We start from the raw sequence: 21279 nt of genomic DNA, 5'->3' as shown, positions 1-21279 counted from the left end.
CATGTCAACGATCGTACCAGATCAACGTGGAAGATACGGACAATTCGGAGGGAAATTTGTTCCGGAAACGGTAATGTATGCGCTAGAAGAGTTAGAAGGTTCCTTGAACGAAGCGATGAGTTCTAAGGAATTTATCGAACACTATCACGAAGAATTAAAAAAATATTCTGGTAGACCAACACCGATTACTCATGCTGAGAATTTATCTAAACGGCTTGGAGGAGCACAAATTTATTTGAAACGTGAGGACCTAAATCATACTGGTGCTCATAAATTGAATAATGCGATCGGACAAGCATTACTCGCTGTAAGAATGTGCAAACAAAAGATCGTAGCAGAAACAGGCGCTGGTCAGCATGGGGTAGCTGCTGCAACGGTAGCAGCTAGGTATGGCCTTGAATGCAAAGTCTTCATGGGTGAGGAGGACATTAGACGGCAGGAATTGAATGTATTCAGAATGAAACTATTAGGGGCAGAAGTCGTCCCTGTGTCCTCTGGGAGTAAAACATTAAAAGATGCGACGAACGAAGCGATTCGATACTGGGTGTCTAATGTAGAGGATACCTTTTATCTCATCGGTTCCGTAGTTGGGCCGCATCCTTATCCGAAGATGGTTCGAGATTTTCAACGTGTCATAGGCGATGAATCACGTGTTCAACTAGAGAAAACTCCGGACAAGATCATTGCTTGTGTTGGTGGCGGAAGTAATGCGATGGGAATGTTCTATCCTTATTTAGAAGAACAAGTTGATTTAATTGGGGTGGAAGCCTCAGGAAAAGGGATTCACACTGGAAAACACGCCGCGACTTTATCAGAAGGAAGGCTTGGGGTGATCCACGGTTCGATTACGTATCTTCTTCAAAATGAAACGGGGCAAATCCAAGAACCATACTCGATTTCAGCTGGACTAGATTATCCTGGAATAGGACCAGAACATGCATATTTATCTGAAACAGGACGTGTCACGTATAAAGGTATTACAGATCAGGAAGCATTAGATGCTTTGAAGATTCTTTCTGAAGAAGAAGGGATCATCCCTGCGATCGAGAGCGCTCACGCACTTGCTGAAGCGATTAAACAAGCGCCAGAATTAACAGCATCTCAAGAAATCCTTGTTTGTTTATCAGGGAGAGGAGATAAAGACGTTCATACGATCATGGAGCACCTTGGAGGTGATGTAGATGAATAAACGATTCAAAGAGCATGTAGAGAATAAAAACGATCTGTTTATCCCATTCATTACAGCGGGAGATCCTGAACCCGAGACGACGATCGAACTAGCACTCATGTTACAAGAAGAAGGAGCTAATGCCATTGAGCTCGGAATACCATATTCTGACCCACTTGCTGATGGACCAGTGATTCAACGTGCATCAGAAAGAGCGTTGAAAAATGGAATGAGCCTCGAAAAAGCGATGGACTTGGTTCCGAAAATGCGTGAAAAAGGACTTGAAATCCCTGTAATTATATTTACTTATTATAATCTTTTGTTACAATTAGGAGAAGATCGCTTCTTCGCTTTAGTGCGTAAAAATGATGTCGATGGACTTTTAGTTCCAGACCTTCCGTTTGAGGAAAGTGGAGAATGGAAAGAGAGCTGTCTTAAAAATGAAACGGCTCTTATTTCTCTTGTAGCTCCTACTACTTCAGAGGAACGCCTAAAGAAAATTGCTGATGAAGCCACTGGCTTCCTATACTGTGTATCCTCACTCGGTGTAACAGGAACTCGCTCTCATTTTCAGAGCTCAGTCTTTACTTTCGTCGAGAGGGTGAAAAAACAAAGTAAGGTGCCGGTAGCAGTTGGATTTGGTGTTTCTCGACCGGAACATGTAAAGGAGCTAAAAGATTATTGCGACGGTGTCATCGTTGGAAGTGCGATTATTAGGCAAGTAGAATCACAAGTAGAAGCTTTACAGAATCCAGAGACACAAAAGGAAGCAATCGATCAGATCAGAGCATATGTGAGGGATTTGGTGGCTCCTTTTGAGAAAACGACAATACATTCGTGAGGTGCAGTTATGATTCCAAAACGTCAACTTAAGGGGCTAACTCCCTACAAGCCAGGGAAGCCAATTGAAGAAGTGAAGAAAGAGCTTGGTTTAAAAGAAGTGGTAAAGCTAGCTTCAAATGAGAATCCGTATGGTTCTTCCCAATCTGTAAAAGATGCTATACAGAAAGAGCTATCTCAACTTCATATCTACCCAGATGGATACGCAGCTTCACTACGGGATGCTGTTGCAGCATTTCTTGATGTTGATCAGAATCAGTTAGTATTTGGGAATGGATCTGATGAAGTCGTTCAAATGATCTGTAGAACGTACCTTGAAAAAGGAACAAATACTGTTATGGCATCAACAACGTTTCCTCAATATCGTCATAATGCCGTTATTGAAGATGCGGAGATACGAGAAGTTCCGTTAAAATCTGGTAAGCATCAGTTAGGAAAAATGCTTGAGGCAATCGATAACGAAACACGTATCGTTTGGGTGTGCTCCCCGAATAACCCGACTGGAGAACACGTTACTGAAATGGAACTCATCGAATTTTTAGATCGCGTTCCTGAGCATGTGCTCGTCGTTTTAGACGAAGCGTACAAAGAGTATGTAACAGCGGATGATTTTCACGATTCGCTAGCTGCACTTCCAAACTATAAGAATCTTGTTATCTTGAGGACCTTCTCAAAGGCTTATGGAATCGCAGCTTTACGAGTTGGATATGGTGTTGCAAACCCTGAAGTCATTCAGACCATCGAACCATCGAGAGAGCCATTCAATACATCGAGAGTCGCTCAAGCAGCTGCAATTGCGGCACTTCAGGATCAAGAGTTTATCGATCGCTGCCGAGAAGAAAATGAAAAAGGCAGAGAACGTTACTATGAGTTTTGCCGCAAGTTCGGACTCACCGTTTATCCATCACAAGGCAATTTCGTGTTGATCGATTTTGAAGTACCTTCTGATGAGGTTTTTGAACACCTGCTTAAAAAAGGCTATATCGTCCGTTCAGGCAGTGCCCTTGGATTGCCTACTTCTCTTCGCATTACGGTTGGATCCGACGAACAAAATAAAGAAATCATTTCACATTTAACTCAGTTTGTAGAAGATCGGAGAAACTTGAACTCATGAATAAAGAAGTAGCAATTATTGGACTTGGTTTAATAGGTGGTTCAATCGCACTAGCGATCAAGCAGGCACATAAAAACGTAATGATTAAAGGATTCGATGTTAACGAAAATCAGCTCCAGCTTGCGAAAGCATTACGAGTCGTTGATGAAACAGCTTCTTCACTTGAAGGAGCTGTTGAATCAGCTGATGTCATCATCATTTCTACCCCAGTTGTTCAAACGGAGATGATACTCGATCAGTTGAGCAAACTCCAACTAAATCAAAACGTAATCGTAACAGATGTTGGAAGCACGAAGCAGTCGATCGTTGAACATGCAAAACAAACGCTGCCTTCGAACGTAACCTTTATTGGCGGCCATCCTATGGCAGGTTCTCATAAAACGGGTGTTTCAGCAGCTAAGTCACATCTGTTCGAAAATGCGTTCTATATCTTAACACCAGAGGTTGGTTTGGATACAGATAAACTACGAGAATTGAAGGAACTGTTAAAGGGCGCGAATGCTACTTTTGTAGAACTAGATGCACAGGAGCATGATTACCTTGTTGGTTTAATCAGTCATTTTCCGCATATTTTAGCAGCCAGTCTTGTGAACTATGTGAGCTCTAGCAATAATGATGAACGCATCAATGTTGCAAGGTTCGCGGCAGGAGGGTTTCGTGATATAACAAGGATTGCATCGGCAAGTCCAGTGATGTGGCGTGATATATTACTAAGGAATAAGCGCGTCCTGCTTCAGATGATCGATGATCTAAAAGAAGAACTAGGTCGTATTCACTCACATATCGAGCATGAGGACGGAGATGAAATTTACCGTTATTTTTCTGATGCAAAGGATTTTAGAGACGGACTTCCAGTTCGATCTAGAGGAGCGATCCCTGCCTTTTATGATCTGTTCTTAGATGTGGAAGACGAGCCAGGTGTTATCGCTGCTGTGACACAAAACCTCGCAAAAGAGGCTATATCGATCACGAACATACGTATTATCGAAACACGTGAAGATATCATGGGCGTATTGAGAGTTAGCTTCAGGTCTGAAGGCGATCGTGACCGGGCTAAACAGGTTCTCGATACATATTTTACGACGTATATAGATGACTGAGTAAGGAGATGCAGAACGATATGGAAACCATCATGAAAGCTACACGTTTACAAGGAAGTATTACGATTCCAGGAGATAAATCGATTTCACATCGAGCGGTCATGTTCGGGGCGATGGCAAAGGGTACGAGTCGAATATCAAACTTTTTACCTGGAGAGGACTGTTTGAGCACAATCTCTTGTTTTGAACAAATGGGTGTTTCTATTGAACATGAGGGCACATCCGTTGTCGTGCATGGTAGGGGAATCGAAGCGTTACAAGAACCAAATGAACTATTGAATGTTGGAAACTCAGGGACAACGTTCCGATTGATGATGGGGGTTCTCGCAGGAAGACCGTTTTATTCAGTCCTTGCAGGAGATGACTCGATAGCGAAGCGACCGATGAATAGAGTTTCCATCCCGTTGAAGGAGATGGGAGCAACGATCGATGGTCGAGATGATGGTACATATGCGCCGATCTCGATTCGTGGTGGTCAATTAATAGGAATGAACTATTCCTCCCCTGTTGCCAGTGCGCAGGTGAAATCTGCGATCCTACTAGCAGGTCTTCAAGCTAAAGGAACAACTTCTGTCACTGAAACGCACCGTTCGAGAAATCATACTGAAAATATGCTCGAAAGCTTTGGTGTGAAAGTGAACAGAGATGGATTAACAGTAGGCGTTGAAGGAGGACAGGAGCTTAAGGCAACCGATGTAGAAGTGCCTGGTGACATTTCCTCTGCTGCCTTCTTCCTTGTGGCCGGAGCAATCGTCCCGCACAGTACGGTAACCCTTTTAAATGTTGGAATCAATCATACTCGTTCTGGAATCATAGACGTACTAGAGCAGATGGGTGCAGATTTAACGATTCAGAATAGAAGAGTAATCAACCAAGAAGAAGTGGCTGATTTAACGATCAAAACGAGTGACCTTACTGGAATTACGATCGAAGGCGAAATGATCCCGCGTCTGATCGATGAAATCCCTATTATTGCTCTGTTAGCTACAAAAGCGAAGGGGAAAACCGTTATCAAAGACGCAGAAGAGCTTAAAGTTAAAGAAACGAACCGCATCGATGCTGTTGTGGATGCACTGAGTGCGTTAGGAGCTGCAATAAAAGGAACTGAGGATGGAATGATCATTGAAGGTACAGATCGATTAAAAGGCGCTACTCTCTCAAGCCTAGGCGACCATCGGATCGGTATGATGTTAGCTGTTGCAGGTTGTATCACTGAAAGTGAGCTCACTTTAGAGAAGCCAGAAGCGATCAAAGTATCTTACCCAGGATTCTTTGACCACATGAAACAATTGAGAGTAAATTCTTAGGAATTTACTCTTTTATTAATGACTTTTAAAAATATTACTAATTTTTCTAAATTATCTGTTGATTTAATAGAAATTCCTGTTATACTAAGGATAGTAATGGTTTCTCTCCACTCCTATCCATATTTAACTTTGTCCCTGTGTTTTGAAAGCGCTATCAAACGCTTTCTGCGCAGGGAATTTTTTTATTGAGTGGGTTATCATATTCAAGACGTGTGCCACATAGCCTGTCATTATAAGAATGGCAGGGGAGGATTCCTTTTGAAGCAGCTATACAGTAAGGTTTCCATTGATGGCATGCGTGATGAGTATAAAATCGTTGCTGGAGAGAAAATAACATTTAAGACGAATACCGGCAGACTAGAAAAAGGGATTTGCTGTTCATTGAATGGATATAGGATGGAGCCAGGAAAAGTAGGTTTTGATGAAGAGATGTATCACTTTTCAAAAGATGAGATTCTAACTCAAATAGAACGATACGTTTATCAGGGGATTACGACGATTATGTCGTGTGTACCGATCGCTTCAGAAAGAACCTTAGAAGAAGAATTGCAGAGTGCCCTACGCGCTTTTGAAGACTCCCCTATCGATTATGTACTAGGAATACGAATGGCTGCAGAACGAGTTACGCCAGAGGTGATGAGAAAGTGCGGTCGTTACCGCTTACCTTTTATCATAATCGAATTTGAGCATGAATCATCTTGGAATAACTTCGTGTTCGAATGGATTCATCAAGCTAATTTTCCATATCGTGCAGCAATGATGGTTGATTTCGCGTTTTTGTCAGAAATTCCTGAGTCAAAACGCATGCGAGAGAAAAAGGTGTGTTACGACCTTCTTAGTGATAAGGGAATCGAACCATATGAGTATGATATCATTGAACCTCATCACGTATCGACTTCCTTTTTAATGCGTACAGGTCTCTTCCCATTAAAAGGGTCATTGACCCAAGGGTCGCACTTTGATTATAACCTTTATTCTAATCATGAAAGCACTCGAGTTGATGAAGAGCAAATTCTTGATTATCATGGAGAAGAGCCAGCTATTATTGGACTACGTGGTGAAATCCTTAAAGTGGAAAAGAAGTTACACTTGAAGCGAGGATTTGGAGAGCGGTTGGACATAAGAAAACCGGGATTCTTCACCGCAAGTCATGGAAATAAAATAAGTAGAGTAAGAAGGAGTTTTGGGTCGTGGAGCGTCTTAAACAAGCTATCTCCCTCATTGAGGCAGGTAATTTCGAAGAAGGATTAAAAGAATTAACGAAAGTTCGTGAAACAGCGGATCATGAAGGGTTGTACGACTTATCTAACATTTATTACAACCTTGGACTAATAGAAGATGCTCGAGATGTTGTTGAAGAACTTTTGATGCATTATCCAAATGAAGGTGAGCTACTTGTACAAGCAGCAGAGTGCTATGTTGAGCTTGAACAAGAACAAGAAGCGATCGCTGCACTCAGTAAAATAGATGAAAATGACGCTGCCTATCCGCCAGCATTACTGCTATTAGCAGACCTCTATCAAACGGAAGGTCTTGAAGAAGTAGCAGAACAAAAGCTACTAGAAGCGAAGCGTATATCTCCTGATGAACCGATCATCGACTTTGGTCTAGGTGAATTCTATTTAACTCAAGGTCATCACCTAAAGGCGGTTCCTTATTATGAAGCAGTCATCAATACGAAGAGTGAGCTTGCCAACGAAAATATAGAACTTAGACTTGCTGAAGCTCTCAGTGGAAGTGGACAGTTCGAAGAAGCACTAACGTATTACGAAAAAGGTCTTGAAAACGCACGGGAGATCAATGCATTGTTCGGTTATGGATTTACCGCTATTCAAATTAATGAGTATAAAAAAGCCATCCATGCATTCAAAGAGCTTAAAGATTTGGATCCACAGTATAGTACACTCTATCCATATCTAGCTAAAGCGTATGAAGAAGAAGGTGCCGTTACTGAGGCTATCGAAACATTAGCGCAAGGCATTAAGGTCGATGAGTTTAATGAAGAACTTTATCTTCAAGCAAGCCGACTAAGTTTTAAATCGCATGACGAAGAAAGTGGAGAGAGATATTTGAGAGAGCTTCTTGCGATCAATCCTTCACATATCGAAGCGGCTAAAACACTTGCGACTTTCTTTAGAACAGAAGAGCGTTATGACGACATCCTCGATCTTCTTCAAAATATTGAAGAAGGAGAACAAAGCGATCCTTATCTAGATTGGTCAGCAGCAACAGCTCTTCAACACGAAGAGAAATATAAAGAGGCAATAAATCGTTATGAAAATGCATATACTTATTTCAAAAACGATCCGTTGTTCCTTGAAGAATATGGATTATTCTTAATTGAAGAAGGCCGTAGAAAAGAAGCGATCGAGTTATTTAAACATGCATTGAAACAGGATCCTACATTGACTCACCTCGAAGAAGACATCATGCGATTCGAGGAAGAAAGAATTGAAGAGGATTAATCCTGGATTGGAAGGATATTCTTCTTCAATGACGAATTCTTAATTTAGGAAAATCTCAGGGAGGAATCGCTATGAGCAGCTCCGTTTCAGTCGTTGAAAAAAAGGACTTTCTTAAATGGTTCCTGAAAAATTATCAGGTGAAGAAGCGTGAATGTGTCTGGCTTTTGAATTATCTAATCAGCGACGAAGTGCTTATGGGAAATGTTCATTTTGTAGAGAACGCAGAATTTTGCCCGAAGGCTCTCGTTATTTCTACGCACTGTGTGGAAAACGCTCCTTTCAGATTTTACAAGCACAATATCATCACAACGGATCCTGAGAAGTCGTTTCACGATATTAGGTTGAATCAGGACGAGCCTATTTATATTCAGCTTAACTTCAAAAGTAAGAATGTGTCTCCACACTATGTAGCAGTGCTAGAAGAAAATCCTTTTCTGCCGGAAAATATGGCAGCAGATAAGAAGTATTCCTTCCTTGCTGAGATGGTACTGGACGAATCGTTTACACGATTTAAGCGTGAGTCGATTTTAAAAGAGATAGACGATGCTCTTGATCAAAAAGACATGGATCGTTTTCAGTATTTAAGCAAACAGTTGAATAACCTTTAACCCTTGAAACTTTTCAAGGGTTTTTTTATACTTTTAAAAGGTTTACATGGTGAAAATGTGGAGGTTCAAAGGTGATCAGATACTTAACATATTCAGATTATGGTCAACTAAAGGGAATGAAGACGAATATACAAGATGATTATATCGTTCGCATTTTTCCAAGACTTGTAGAAAACGACTCATTGGTAGGATACTTTGAAGACGACCGTTTAGTAGGGATAGCAGGGCTGACAACATTTGAGAATGAGATTGGCATTCTCGGCAGGTTACGTACAGATGTTGATTTCAGAGGGAGGGGAATCGCATCCTCGCTTATGAAAACGCTTATGGAAAGTGCTTATTCATCTTCATCGATCAAATGGATCGGCTATGCAACGGAGAAAAGCAATCTCCCTGCTAATCAGCTCTCAAAGAAACTGAATATGATGTTGACTTCGACTGTTGTTTCAGCGCGTATAAGAGCGGGAGTGATCAGAGGAAAGGTCGATTCAATAAGCTTCAATAAATTTCAAAACCCTATTACTAAAAGAAGTGCACTCTCTAACAGTTTTCAAGACAGTCGTTTTTCTTTCTTTCCATATGAAATTTACTATCCACTTCCCTACATTCCAGTTTTAAGTGATGTATACATTGAGAAAATAGAGTTGTATAGTAGTGAAGCTGGGGACTTTTTTCTCTCAAGGGAAGAAAAAGGTGATTCATATCTTCACTTGAAGCTATTTAACCCTACGCTTCTTAATAGCAAAGCAATGTGGACGATCGTGAATAATATTGCGAGTGAGGAAGATCGAAGAATCTGGATCGACTTACCTTTAGAACATGATCATCTTTTAAACAAAACATTCGAAAAAACATTTTGGCATTTAATTGGACAAGGAAGGGAGACGAGAACATGAAATGGACTGAATCGGATATAGGGGTTTATGTAAAAGAAAAAGAATACGTGGATACTGCTGTTATACCTTTGATCCCAATTTCTCTTACATCAAACGTAAAGAGCACCGTTTCGATGGGAGAGTATATTTCTATTATCGCAAATGAGCTCGAAAGGCAGTTGAAAGGGCGCCTTTTGCTTGTTCCTGCATTCACGTACCTCCAGACAGAAGATGAGGCATCTCGTACTGCTAGACTGAAACAAGTAGAAGCTGAACTGATGGAGGGTGGGATGAAGCATATCATTACCCTTACTTCTGACGTTGATTGGAAGCAGTCAGAAAATCAGCTCTCAAGCGGGTTATTATGGATGCCTGCGATCCCACTCGAACACATGGATGAGCAGTATAAAGTTGAAACGGTTTCAGCACAAATCAAACAAGTACTACAATTTGTAACAAATAAGTGGCAAAGTAGTATAAAAGGCTGATTTGAGGCAAGCTAAAGACTAATCAGAATATTGACAGCGTAAGAGTGACTACGCTATCATAGGAATGTCCTAGTTATATGTGTGTATTATACGTCCGGCTGGACTGACTTCATAGGATAGGGGGGAAACCAATGGCGAAGAAGAAGGAAGTAACAAGACGCCAATTTCTAAACTACAGCCTGACTGGTGTAGGTGGTTTTATGGCAGCTGGAATGCTTATGCCGATGGTTCGATTTGCGATCGACCCATTGTTAAAGGAAAAATCGACGCAGGACTTCGTTCCTGTTATGGAAACAAGTGAGATTACAAGTGAGCCAGTACGTAAAGAATTCAAGATCGACCAGGTTGATGGTTGGTACGAATCAGAAGTAACGCAATCCGCTTGGGTTTACAAAGATGAAAAAGATGAAATAGTCGCTCTTTCACCTGTATGTAAACACCTTGGATGTACTGTTGACTGGGCTTCAAATCCTGCATATCCTGATCAGTTTTTCTGCCCATGCCATGCAGGTCGTTACACGAAAGACGGCGTGAACGTTCCGGGCACACCGCCTCTTGCACCACTTGATGTTTACAACAAGAAAGTCGAAGATGGAAAACTTTACCTCGGAAAACCTGAACCACGTTAGGGGGCGTAATCTATGTTAAACAAGATCTATGATTGGGTAGATGAACGCTTAGATATTACGCCTATGTGGCGCGATATTGCGGATCACGAAGTGCCTGAGCACGTTAACCCTGCTCACCACTTTTCAGCGTTTGTTTATTGCTTTGGAGGATTAACGTTTTTTATTACAGTAATCCAAATTTTATCTGGGATGTTCCTTACAATGTATTATGTACCGGACATTGTGAACGCCTGGGAGTCCGTATACTACCTTCAGAACGAAGTAGCATTTGGACAAATTGTTCGAGGAATGCACCACTGGGGAGCTAGTTTAGTTATCGTTATGATGTTTCTACATACCCTACGAGTGTTCTTTACAGGTTCATATAAGAAGCCTCGTGAACTTAACTGGGTTGTCGGTGTACTAATTTTCTTCGTAATGCTTGGTCTAGGATTTACAGGATACCTTCTTCCTTGGGATATGAAAGCACTTTTCGCAACAAAAGTTGGTCTGGAAATTGCAGTTACAATCCCAGTAGTCGGTGAGTGGGCGAAAACGCTACTCGCAGGGGGAGAAATCATCGGGGCTCAAACACTTGCTCGTTTCTTTGCGATTCATGTGTTCTTCCTTCCAGCAGCGCTGCTTGGATTGCTTGGTGCCCACTTTATCATGATTCGAAAGCAGGGTATTTCTGGACCGTTGTAAGATACGGCTGATCGACTTGTAAATACCATATAATTTTTTTACGAAGGAGGGGGACAGATGCATCGCGGAAAAGGAATGAAGTTTGTGGGCGACTCGCGTATCCCTGCGCAGAGAAAGCCTAACATTCCAAAAGATTATTCAGAGTACCCCGGCAAAACAGAAGCGTTTTGGCCGAACTTTCTATTAAAAGAATGGATGGTTGGTGCTGTATTCCTTATCGGTTACCTAGCACTAACGATTGCTCATCCGTCTCCGCTCGAACGTGTAGCGGATCCAACGGATGCAACTTATACACCACTTCCAGACTGGTATTTCTTATTCTTGTATCAGCTCTTGAAGTATAAATATGCGGCAGGAGATTATACGCTTGTAGGTACGATCATCATGCCAGGTCTTGCTTTCGGTGCTCTATTGTTAGCGCCTTGGCTAGACCGTGGTCCTGAGAGACGCCCTGCGAAGCGTCCTGTAGCCACTGCTCTTATGTTGCTTGGTCTTATCTCGACTGTTTACTTAACTTGGGAATCTGTTGTTACTCATGACTGGGAAAAACAAGCTAAGCAAGGTGAAATTGTTGAGGCAACTGTAGACAAAGAGTCAGAAGGTTATCAGATTTATTCTTCTCAAAGCTGTATCGGATGTCACGGTGACAGCTTACAAGGTGGCTCAGGTCCATCACTTCTTGAGACCGGTTTGAAAGAAGAACAAATTAAAGACATCGCTGTAAATGGAATTGGCGGAATGCCAGCTAACGCATTTAAAGGTTCTGATGAAGAGCTTGATAAATTAGCTACCTTTATCGTTGAAACTGTTGAAGCGAATAAATAATTAGAAAAAAGCTGACTGTAACGGTCAGCTTTTTTTCAATCATTTAGAGGAGAAGTCAGATGATATACGAACTTTTCTATATACTTAGGTCGAAACCGTTCCTTTGGAGCATGTTGATCATCAATGTATTAGGCACAGCTTACGGGTATTACTGGTATGGCTGGCAGCTTGAAGATACTGAACCTATCTTCTTGTTATTTGTACCGGATAGTCCAACAGCTAGCTTGTTTTTTTGTTTTGTATTGATCGCATTTTTACTCGGCAAAAATTGGCCTTTACTTGAGGCGTTAGCTGCTGTAACGCTTTTCAAATATGGAATATGGGCCGTCGTTATGAACGTGATGGTGATGCAAGTGACGGGCGTTCTATCTCCGATTGCAATCATGCTGATCATCTCCCATTTTGGGATGGCGGTCGAAGGGCTGCTTTACTCTCCTTTCTATAGAATAAAAAGCTGGCATTTGATTGTCGTTGCGATTTGGACGCTACATAATGATGTGATCGATTACGTGTTTGGGCAGATGCCTAGGTATTCGATGCTTCATGAATACACATCTCAAATCGGTTATTTTACGTTTTGGCTATCGTTAGCTTCTATTCTCCTTGTTTACTTGTTAACGATTCGGAATTCACGATTCAAGTTAGATCTTCGCTAGAGTTAATGGTCTACTCTTGTCCCTTTTATCATACATTGAATTAGGATGAAGGAGGGACAGGTATGGTTAGAGGATTACTCCTGCTTTTATTGCTTTTCATTCTTCCTATTAACGCTTTTGCAGCTGAATCGGATACGAGACAAGCATGGGATGATTTCGCATCGAAAGTTCTAGAGTTTGGTAAGCAAGAAGAGTTTGAAAGGGCAAAAGCAATGCTCGAGAAGTTTGAAGAAGTGTTTCCAGGCGAAGAGAATACAGAAATGACGATCACTGAGATGCGCATTGTCTTGAACACTCACAATAGAGCTCTCCATTCAGTCACAGCCACCGATCAGGAAACGGAACAACGGATGAAGGCACTTACAGAATTTCGTCTCGCTGTAGATGCACTTGTTACAGAAGAACAGCCTATTTGGCGTCAAACGGACGATAAGATGCTCGGCTTGATCGATGAAATGAAAGCAGCCGTAGCGCATAGGGATTATAAGGTTTATGAAAGAGATCTCCAGCAGTTTTTAGGATCTTATAGCGTGATTCGACCAGCACTTGGCATCGATCTCTCGACAGAAATGCAGCAAAGACTCGATTCACACATTGCATTCTTTGAAAATTACGGATCTTCTCATAAAAAAGACCTGTCTAAACAGCTTGAAACGATGAAGTCAGACTTCAAAGAAGTCTATGAAGGTCATGTTGAGAAAAACGAGTCATCGATCGTGTGGATGATAATTTCTATAGGTGGGATAATAACGGTCACGTTGCTATACGTTCTTTACCGAAAGTACCGTGGAGAAAAGACGGATGTGAAGAAATATAAACAATTTGAGAAAGATTAAACCTTGGTATGACAGTAAAATGATTGACTTTTACTAGTTATTTGACTAAAATTGACGTTAAGATAGATAGAGATATACTACTATGGAGGAATGGAAATGGCTAGTATTCTAATTTATTTTGCTCTTCTTCTAATCATCCCACTTTGGGCTCAGAGTCGTGTGAAGAGCGCATACAAAAAATATTCAAAAGTTCCTAACTCATCTGGAATGACGGGTGCTGAAGTTGCTCGAAAAATTCTTGATGAAAATGGTTTATACTCTGTAGGAGTAGAAGAAGTTCGCGGTCATTTATCAGATCATTATGACCCGCGATCTAAAACGGTAAGATTGTCATCTGGTAATTTCCACGGACATTCTGTAGCTGGAGCAGCAATTGCAGCTCACGAAGTAGGACACGCTATTCAGGACCAAGAGGATTATGCTCCATTACGCTTCAGACATTCATTGGTGCCTGTAGCTAACCTAGGTTCTAACTTCAGTTATTTCGTTATCCTAGCAGGTATTTTGATGTCTTCATCAAACTTTATCTTGCTTGGTATCATCTTCATGAGTGCTGCCGTTCTATTCCAATTAGTCACGCTGCCGGTTGAGTTTAACGCTTCTAGTCGTGCGATGGAACAAGTTGTTTCATCAGGAGTCATCCGAAATGACGAAGAACGTGAAACGAAGAAAGTATTGAATGCCGCAGCCCTCACGTATGTAGCAGCTGCTGTCGTTGCACTACTTGAACTTGTACGCTTCGTGTTCATCTTTCTCGGCATGAACGAAGATTAATAAATAAACCTCGCCATTGTTGGCGAGGTTTTTAATTTATAAAGAAATCTGATTAATTTGTTCGATTTGTCATAGGAGTCTGAATCCTACTTGATTTCGTGTGGACGAACGTCCGTTGGAGTTGGACAAAGGAAGAGGTATTCAATCCGTTACACTCAAAATCACTACCATATTCGAGTCTTTAAGACTGTTTCGAATTACAAAAACCCCGCCCTTTATGCGAGGTTTATTTCAATTAATCTTCAATTGGATTTTTGTTTTCGTCTAATGTAAATCCTTCACCAAGCACATCGTGCACATCATTAACAGCAACGAAAGCGTGCGGGTCGACCTGGCGAATGATGCTCTTCAGTCTAGAAAGTTCGTTTCTTGCTACTACGCAATAGAGCACTTCTTTCTGCAGCCCCGAAAAACTTCCTTTTCCGTTTAAGACGGTAGCGCCGCGATCCATCTCTTTCATGATGGTATCAGCAATCTCTTTGTTATTTTCCGATATGATCATGGCAGCTTTTGCGGAATAAGCGCCTTGTTGGATAAAGTCGATCACACGTGCTGCTATAAATACTGCGACGAGTGTATACATTGCTTCTTTGTAGTTTAAGTAGACGAGGGAAATCGCGATCACACAAAAATCAAATACGAACATCGTCCTGCCCATGCTCCAGCCCGCATATTTAAAACCAAGTCTTGCGATGATGTCTACGCCCCCAGTTGTCCCTCCATATCTAAAGATAATACCTAAACCTAAACCGATAAATACACCTGCGAAAAGTGCAGCGAGCGTCATGTCGTCTCTTAAAGGAATCGAAAGAGCTGAATAACGTTGAAATATCCATAAAAATACCGAGAGCGCTACAGTTCCTAGTAAAGTATAGATAAATGATTTCCTGCCAAGTAAACGCCATCCAATAAAGAATAACGGTATGTTTAATACTAGGTTTGAAATGGCTGGATCGATATCAAAGAGAAAATAGAGTAGAAGGGTTATACCTGTAAAACCACCTTCAGCTAAGTTGTTCTCCATATTAAAATGAACGAGTCCAAAAGCAAAAATTGCAGAACCTAATAAAATGAAGATCACATTCTTCATGCGAATTCCTTCCATATGCATACATCCTTTCCGTCCTATACAGCCAACAGCATTCATTATAATCAAATATTGAGCGAACAGCAATTTGATTTTGGTATACTTTCTACAGAGCGGTGCGATGGTTAAATATTTGTCAAACACATGTCTTTTAGCTAACATAGTAGCAGATGAGAAAGGTGGGAGCACTCGTGTCTGAAAAGACGATTAAAGATATGCAAGAAGAAGTGGATCAATACATAGGTCAATTCAAGGAAGGGTATTTCAGCCCCCTTTCGATGTTAGCAAGAATGACGGAAGAACTAGGTGAGCTTGCTAGAGAAGTTAACCATTATTATGGTGAGAAGCCAAAGAAAAGTGAAGAAACACAAAGGTCGATGGAAGAAGAAATGGGTGACCTTCTGTTTGTGTTAACATGCTTTGCAAATTCACTTGATATCGATTTAGATGAAGCGTTCGATCGAGTGATGACAAAGTTTAATACAAGAGATAAAGACCGTTGGACGAAGAAAGAAGAGGAGAGTGAATCATAATATGGATACGGTAAAGATCGTTATTGCAGGACCAAGAGGAAAGATGGGGAGCGAAGCAGTTAAGCTTGTGGCTCGTACAGACCACTTTTCGTTATCAGCTGTAGTGGATTCAAGACAATCTGGAGAGACTGTTAAAGACATTCCGGATCTTCCGTCGTTAGACTCCCCGGTATACACCGATCTTGACGTGTGTCTATCTGAGGTTGAGTGTGATGTGTTAATCGATTTAACGACGCCAGAGTACGGAAAAAAGCATATGGAGATCGCGTTTCAACATAATGTAAGACCTGTAGTAGGTACGACCGGATTTTCGAACGAAGATGTTGAAAGACTATCGGAGTTAGCAGAGCAGAAAGGGATCGGCGCGATCATCGCTCCTAACTTTGCGATCGGTGCAGTATTAATGATGAAGTTTGCTTCGATGGCAGCAAAATATTTTCCTGATGTTGAGATTATTGAGCAACATCATGATCGAAAGCTCGATGCGCCATCCGGAACAGCAGTTAAAACTGCGAAGATGATTTCTGAGGTTCGTGAACCTAAAGTTCAGGGGCATGAAGATGAAAGCGAAGAACTCCAAGGGGCTAGAGGTGCCGATTACGAAGGTATGAGAATTCATAGCGTAAGGCTGCCAGGTCTTGTGGCTCATCAGGAAGTGCTATTTGGCGGAGAGGGACAAACTCTAAAGATTCGTCATGATTCAATGCACAGAGGTTCGTTTATGCCTGGCGTTCAGCTTGCCGTTGAAACCGTCTTAAAGATCGATCAGTTGGTTTATGGACTTGAGAATATAATGGAATAGGGGATGGTGTCATGAATATCGCCTTGATTGCTCACGATAAAAAGAAAGATGACCTCGTTCGATTTGCTTTAGCATATAAACAAATATTAGAGCCTCACACGCTTTATGCAACTGGAACGACCGGAAAACGCATTATCGATGAAACAGGGTTGACGATTCATCGCTTTCAGTCTGGTCCTTTAGGTGGCGATCAACAAATCGGTGCGATGATTGCTGACAACGCGATGGATGCCATCATCTTCTTCCGTGATCCATTGACAGCGCAGCCTCACGAGCCAGATGTTACAGCTTTGATCAGATTGTGTGATGTGTATAACATCCCGCTCGCAACAAACATGGGAAGCGCTGAAATCCTTGTACACGCATTGGGTCGAGGAGAACTAGATTGGAGAGAAATTGTACATGGAAGAAACACAGAAACTTGATGTATTAGCATTTGGAGCACATGCAGATGATGTAGAAATCGGTATGGCTGGTACATTAAAGAAGCTTGCTCTGGAAGGTAAGCGAACTGGTATTTGTGATTTAACTGAAGCAGAACTATCATCGAATGGCACAGTATCGCAAAGAAAGGTAGAAGCTAAAGCAGCAGCAGACATTCTTAAAGTTTCAAATCGCTATAACCTCGGTCTACCTGACCGGGGACTTAGTGTTAACGAAGGTTCTTTGGAAAAGTGCGTTGATCTTATCCGAGCGGTTAAGCCATCTGCGGTTTTTATCCCATACTTTGATGATCGTCATCCTGACCATGGGCATGCGGCAACACTGGTCGAAGAAGCCGTCTTTTCAGCGGGGATACGGAAGTACAAACCTGAGCTTGGGAGTGCACACAAAGTAAAGCGCATTTACTATTATTTTATAAATGGTTTTCATAAACCGCAGTTCACAATTGATGTTTCCGAACAGATTGATGCGAAGAAAAAAGCGTTAGAAGCTTATGAAAGTCAATTTGTACTAGGGGAAGATAGTGTAGCAACACCATTAACAAACGGGTATGTTCAAAAAGTCATTCACCGTGAATACCTTTATGGAAAAGAGTCAGGTGTTGATTACGCAGAAGGATTTATTTCAAAGAACATGCTCAGTATGAAAGAGATACCGTTAGAATAGGAGAAAGAGAATGAAGTTAAAAATCGGCATCACATGTTATCCGACGGTTGGTGGTTCGGGAGTAATCGCGACTGAGCTCGGAAAAATGCTAGCTGAAAAGGGGCACGAGGTACATTTTATTACGAGCAGCGTCCCGTTTAGGCTCGATACATTTCATCCAAACATATTCTTTCATGAGGTAGAAGTTAATCAATACGCCGTATTCCGTTACCCACCTTATGACCTGACATTAGCAAGTAAAATGGCAGAAGTCATCCAACGTGAGAACCTGGACCTCCTCCACGTTCATTATGCTGTTCCACATGCGGTATGTGCGTTTCTTGCGAAAGAAATGGTGGGAGGCGATGTCAAGATCGTCACAACTCTTCACGGAACAGACATAACAGTGCTTGGCTACGATCCTTCTCTTACACAGCTAATTCGCTTTGGAATCGAGAAATCGGATAGTGTTACGGCGGTTTCTGATGATCTAGTTAGACAAACGCAAGAACTGCTCGAGACAAGTAAACCGATTGAAACCGTTTATAACTTTGTTGATGAAAGAGTTTACTATCCTAAGCGACGTGAAGATTTACGAAAAGGGTATGGTATTAAAGAGGAAGAGAAAGTTATCGTTCACATTTCGAACTTTAGAGGTGTGAAGCGAGTACCAGACGTCATAAAAGTTTTCGATCGGGTTCAAAAGCAGTTACCAGCTAAACTTCTGCTGATAGGCGATGGTCCTGAAATACAAGTTGCCTGTCGCCTAGTAAGTGAACTTGGATTGAATGATAAAGTGAAATTTCTTGGGAAGCAGGAAAACGTTGCTGAAATCCTGTCGATCAGTGATTTAAAGTTACTCCTCTCTGAGAAAGAAAGCTTCGGCTTAGTTGCTTTAGAAGCGATGGCTTGTGGAGTTCCTGCGATCGGAACAAACATAGGGGGAATCCCTGAAGTCATTGATCATGAAGTAAATGGATACATTGCTGAGGTAGGGAATATAGACGAAATCGCATCCTATGCTCTCCGACTACTATCAGATCGTGAACTACATCAAAAGTTTAGTGAAGCGTCTCTTAAAGCCGTTCAAAGAAAATTTGCATCGGAGTTAATCTTAGAGCAATACGAATCGCTTTACTATAAAACCATTCAGGAGGAGCTAGTTTGATCCAATTCGAGGGTGAGACTGCTAAGAAGTCTCTTAAAGTGATGAGGACATTGAAGAACGCAGGACATGACGCATATATCGTAGGAGGAGCAGTCCGAGACCTTATATTAGGATTGCCTGTTTCAGATTTCGATCTCGCTTCTTCTGCTCATCCAAATGAGGTGATGAAGCTTTTTGAAAAAGTCATTCCAACTGGCGTTCAACATGGAACGGTAACGGTCATCTTTGAAGGTGAACCCTTTGAAGTAACAACGTTCCGATCAGAGGATAACTACAATGATTTCCGCCATCCTTCCGAAATCACTTTTTTGAATCGTATTGATGAAGACCTCGCGAGAAGAGACTTCACGATGAACAGTATGGCGATCGGAGAAAATGGTGAAGTTGTGGATCCGTTCGGTGGAAGAGAAGACTTAAAACGCGGAGTGATTCGTACAGTAGGTGATCCAGATGAGCGGTTTTCAGAAGATCCTTTGAGAATGTTAAGAGCATTACGATTCTTGAGCGTGTTCTCATTTCGCTTTGAAGAAGAAACCTTAGAGGCTATTAAGAAGAGTGCTCCTTTGTTATCACATATCGCGGTCGAAAGAATGACAGTAGAATTCAACAAGCTTCTCGCGGGACCTGCAGTCGTCAAAGCCCTAAAATTAATCGTAGATACCGGAGTATACGCTTTTTTGCCGGGATTGGCAGATCGGAAAGCGTACTTAGAAAAAGGAATGGATGTAAGTATTTTAGAGTCTAAAGAAGAAAGACTCGCATGGCTTGCAAATGATCATGATGATCCAACTACGTTTTTGAAAGGGTGGCGGCACTCGAACGACGTTCTAAAGAAGGTTAATAAAATTCTTAGTACCATAGAGAAAGTGAAGATCGAAGGATGGAATCGCGAGACCGTATATTTTGCCATTCCATACGAGAAAGAAAGTGAACGTGTCTTAGCTTGTGTGCAAAATCGTGTTCCTACATATGAAAACATCGATCAGATCGCATTAGATCTTCCTATCACTTCTTCTAATGAGCTAGCGGTAACAGGCGAAGATCTTTTATTATGGACCGGACAAAAACCAGGTCCATGGGTAGGAGAAACCCTTGAACGAATTGAGCAAGGGGTACTTAAAGAAGAAATTAAGAATGAGAAAACTAGCATTAAAAGGTGGCTTGAATATTGGCAGACTCAATAAGACAGCGATTGTTGCAAATGCTTGAAGACCATACCGACACATATGTATCAGGACAGATGATCAGTGATTCGTTAAACGTTTCACGAACGGCGATATGGAAACATGTTGCTGAACTAAGAAAGAATGGGTATGAAGTTGAAGCTGTTCAAAAGAAAGGATATCGTATCGTAACGCGTCCTAATTCTCTCTCTAAGGAAGAAATCAGCCTGAAACTCTCTACCGACTTTATCGGTAGAGAGATCCATGCCTATTCTTCTGTTGAAACGACGCAGTTTATTGCCCATAACTTAGCACATAGCGGGATACAAGATGGAGCGATCGTCGTTGCTGACGAGCAAACAAAAGGCAAAGGAAGATTAGGAAGATCATGGCATTCCCCAAAAGGCAGTGGCATTTGGACAAGCATCATCTTGCGACCGAAGTTACCGCCTCAGCGCGCACCTCAATTTACTTTGATCGCTGCGGTCAGTGTTGTACAAGCAATCAAGAAACAAACCGGCTTGGAAGCTGAAATAAAGTGGCCGAACGATATATTGATAAATGGCAAGAAAATCGTTGGCATTCTAACAGAACTCCAGGCAGAAGCGGATCAAATCAAGTCGGTGATCATTGGAATGGGAATCAATGTAAATGCAGATGAAACAGATTTTCCAACAGATTTGACAACAGCAACTTCGTTGAAAATCGAAAGCGGAGAAGATGTTAATCGTGCAGCACTACTCGCAGCGATTTTGAATGAACTTGAAGTACTTTATACCGAGTATATGGAAAATGGCTTCCGTATGATCAAGCTTTTATGGGAAAGCTATGCGATCAGTCTTGGAAGAAAAATCAAAGCAAGAACGTTAAACGGCGTTATCGAAGGATTAGCGAAAGGGATTACAGAAGAAGGCGTTTTGTTGTTAGAATCGAGTGACGGCAAGACGCACCACATCTATTCAGCTGATATTGAAATCTGCTGATTCCTTTCCACAAACGTAAGATAATCTGCTATACTACAGGTGTAAGGGCGGTATCTTCTTTAAGAACCGCACCGTTTTATGAGTG

24 protein-coding genes are annotated in these 21279 nt (G+C 41.6%); 23 read left to right on the top strand and 1 reads right to left on the bottom strand.

What is annotated here, in order from left to right; genetic code table 11:
* The first annotated feature begins 1 nt into the window (after nucleotide 1).
* The 16 genes from trpB (at nucleotide 2) to PFZ69_RS00210 (ending at nucleotide 14369) form a co-directional block, all read left to right on the top strand.
* A complete protein-coding gene (gene trpB / locus PFZ69_RS00285; protein WP_270179049.1) occupies nucleotides 2-1189 on the top strand; it encodes a tryptophan synthase subunit beta in 1188 nt (395 codons plus the stop codon).
* Nucleotides 1182-2009, top strand: coding sequence for a tryptophan synthase subunit alpha (gene trpA, locus PFZ69_RS00280; protein ID WP_270179048.1), 828 nt, complete (start codon nucleotides 1182-1184; stop codon nucleotides 2007-2009). Before trpB ends, trpA begins: the two co-directional genes overlap by 8 nt.
* Before the next feature lie 9 nt (nucleotides 2010-2018).
* On the top strand, nucleotides 2019-3122 hold the full coding sequence (gene hisC / locus PFZ69_RS00275) for a histidinol-phosphate transaminase (RefSeq protein ID WP_270179047.1): 1104 nt from the start codon (nucleotides 2019-2021) through the stop codon (nucleotides 3120-3122).
* Entirely contained in the window at nucleotides 3119-4222 is a 1104-nt protein-coding gene (locus PFZ69_RS00270) for a prephenate dehydrogenase (protein WP_270179046.1), read from the top strand. The genes hisC and PFZ69_RS00270 overlap by 4 nt, the downstream gene beginning before the upstream one ends.
* A 20-nt stretch (nucleotides 4223-4242) precedes the next feature.
* Nucleotides 4243-5529, top strand: coding sequence for a 3-phosphoshikimate 1-carboxyvinyltransferase (aroA, locus tag PFZ69_RS00265; RefSeq protein WP_270179045.1), 1287 nt, complete (start codon nucleotides 4243-4245; stop codon nucleotides 5527-5529).
* Nucleotides 5530-5787: 258 nt separating this feature from the next.
* Nucleotides 5788-6780, top strand: coding sequence for a hypothetical protein (locus PFZ69_RS00260; protein WP_270179044.1), 993 nt, complete (start codon nucleotides 5788-5790; stop codon nucleotides 6778-6780).
* The gene (locus PFZ69_RS00255) at nucleotides 6720-7994 is read left to right on the top strand and encodes a tetratricopeptide repeat protein (protein WP_270179043.1); all 1275 of its coding nucleotides are present in this window, start codon (nucleotides 6720-6722) and stop codon (nucleotides 7992-7994) included. The genes PFZ69_RS00260 and PFZ69_RS00255 overlap by 61 nt, the downstream gene beginning before the upstream one ends.
* A 71-nt stretch (nucleotides 7995-8065) precedes the next feature.
* Nucleotides 8066-8602 carry a ReoY family proteolytic degradation factor gene (locus PFZ69_RS00250; protein ID WP_270179042.1) on the top strand — a complete coding sequence of 179 codons (537 nt, stop codon included), beginning with the start codon at nucleotides 8066-8068 and terminating at the stop codon, nucleotides 8600-8602.
* 71 nt (nucleotides 8603-8673) lie between these two features.
* On the top strand, nucleotides 8674-9498 hold the full coding sequence (locus tag PFZ69_RS00245) for a GNAT family N-acetyltransferase (protein WP_270179041.1): 825 nt from the start codon (nucleotides 8674-8676) through the stop codon (nucleotides 9496-9498).
* Complete coding sequence (locus PFZ69_RS00240; RefSeq protein WP_270179040.1) at nucleotides 9495-9965, top strand: YpiF family protein; 471 nt, start codon at nucleotides 9495-9497, stop codon at nucleotides 9963-9965. The genes PFZ69_RS00245 and PFZ69_RS00240 overlap by 4 nt, the downstream gene beginning before the upstream one ends.
* 131 nt (nucleotides 9966-10096) lie before the next feature.
* On the top strand, nucleotides 10097-10594 hold the full coding sequence (locus PFZ69_RS00235; RefSeq protein ID WP_270179039.1) for a QcrA and Rieske domain-containing protein: 498 nt from the start codon (nucleotides 10097-10099) through the stop codon (nucleotides 10592-10594).
* A gap of 12 nt (nucleotides 10595-10606) precedes the next feature.
* Nucleotides 10607-11278: a menaquinol-cytochrome c reductase cytochrome b subunit gene (gene qcrB / locus PFZ69_RS00230; RefSeq protein ID WP_194221909.1), complete on the top strand. Its 672-nt coding sequence runs from the start codon at nucleotides 10607-10609 to the stop codon at nucleotides 11276-11278.
* Nucleotides 11279-11335: 57 nt separating this feature from the next.
* On the top strand, nucleotides 11336-12103 hold the full coding sequence (locus PFZ69_RS00225) for a menaquinol-cytochrome c reductase cytochrome b/c subunit (RefSeq protein WP_270179038.1): 768 nt from the start codon (nucleotides 11336-11338) through the stop codon (nucleotides 12101-12103).
* A 59-nt stretch (nucleotides 12104-12162) separates the two neighbouring features.
* Nucleotides 12163-12759 (top strand): DUF1405 domain-containing protein, encoded by a 597-nt coding sequence (locus tag PFZ69_RS00220; protein ID WP_442865064.1) that lies wholly within the window; start codon nucleotides 12163-12165, stop codon nucleotides 12757-12759.
* Between the two features lie 62 nt (nucleotides 12760-12821).
* Nucleotides 12822-13595, top strand: a complete 774-nt coding sequence (locus tag PFZ69_RS00215; protein WP_270179037.1) for a sporulation protein YpjB — start codon at nucleotides 12822-12824, stop codon at nucleotides 13593-13595.
* Between the two features lie 96 nt (nucleotides 13596-13691).
* Entirely contained in the window at nucleotides 13692-14369 is a 678-nt protein-coding gene (locus tag PFZ69_RS00210) for a zinc metallopeptidase (RefSeq protein ID WP_270179036.1), read from the top strand.
* 235 nt (nucleotides 14370-14604) lie between these two features.
* Here PFZ69_RS00210 and PFZ69_RS00205 read toward each other — a convergent pair whose 3' ends face one another.
* Complete coding sequence (locus PFZ69_RS00205; RefSeq protein ID WP_270179035.1) at nucleotides 14605-15474, bottom strand: YitT family protein; 870 nt, start codon at nucleotides 15472-15474, stop codon at nucleotides 14605-14607.
* 173 nt (nucleotides 15475-15647) lie between these two features.
* Here PFZ69_RS00205 and PFZ69_RS00200 point away from each other — a divergent pair, with 173 nt between their 5' ends.
* The 7 genes from PFZ69_RS00200 to PFZ69_RS00170 are packed head-to-tail and all read left to right on the top strand — an operon-like array spanning nucleotide 15648 to nucleotide 21194.
* Nucleotides 15648-15989: a nucleotide pyrophosphohydrolase gene (locus PFZ69_RS00200; protein ID WP_270179034.1), complete on the top strand. Its 342-nt coding sequence runs from the start codon at nucleotides 15648-15650 to the stop codon at nucleotides 15987-15989.
* Between the two features lies 1 nt (nucleotide 15990).
* A complete protein-coding gene (gene dapB, locus PFZ69_RS00195) occupies nucleotides 15991-16791 on the top strand; it encodes a 4-hydroxy-tetrahydrodipicolinate reductase (protein WP_270179033.1) in 801 nt (266 codons plus the stop codon).
* An 11-nt stretch (nucleotides 16792-16802) separates the two neighbouring features.
* Nucleotides 16803-17216, top strand: a complete 414-nt coding sequence (gene mgsA / locus PFZ69_RS00190) for a methylglyoxal synthase (RefSeq protein ID WP_270179032.1) — start codon at nucleotides 16803-16805, stop codon at nucleotides 17214-17216.
* Nucleotides 17194-17901 carry a bacillithiol biosynthesis deacetylase BshB1 gene (gene bshB1 / locus PFZ69_RS00185; protein WP_270179031.1) on the top strand — a complete coding sequence of 236 codons (708 nt, stop codon included), beginning with the start codon at nucleotides 17194-17196 and terminating at the stop codon, nucleotides 17899-17901. Before mgsA ends, bshB1 begins: the two co-directional genes overlap by 23 nt.
* Before the next feature lie 10 nt (nucleotides 17902-17911).
* Nucleotides 17912-19048, top strand: coding sequence for an N-acetyl-alpha-D-glucosaminyl L-malate synthase BshA (gene bshA / locus PFZ69_RS00180; protein WP_270179030.1), 1137 nt, complete (start codon nucleotides 17912-17914; stop codon nucleotides 19046-19048).
* Nucleotides 19045-20232: a CCA tRNA nucleotidyltransferase gene (locus tag PFZ69_RS00175; protein WP_270179029.1), complete on the top strand. Its 1188-nt coding sequence runs from the start codon at nucleotides 19045-19047 to the stop codon at nucleotides 20230-20232. Before bshA ends, PFZ69_RS00175 begins: the two co-directional genes overlap by 4 nt.
* Complete coding sequence (locus tag PFZ69_RS00170) at nucleotides 20217-21194, top strand: biotin--[acetyl-CoA-carboxylase] ligase (protein WP_270179028.1); 978 nt, start codon at nucleotides 20217-20219, stop codon at nucleotides 21192-21194. Before PFZ69_RS00175 ends, PFZ69_RS00170 begins: the two co-directional genes overlap by 16 nt.
* Nucleotides 21195-21279: the final 85 nt, after the last annotated feature.

This window comes from Alkalihalobacillus sp. CinArs1 (genome assembly GCF_947387515.1).
Lineage (GTDB): Bacteria > Bacillota > Bacilli > Bacillales > Guptibacillaceae > Guptibacillus.
This window is presented reverse-complemented; position numbering and strand designations above follow the sequence as displayed.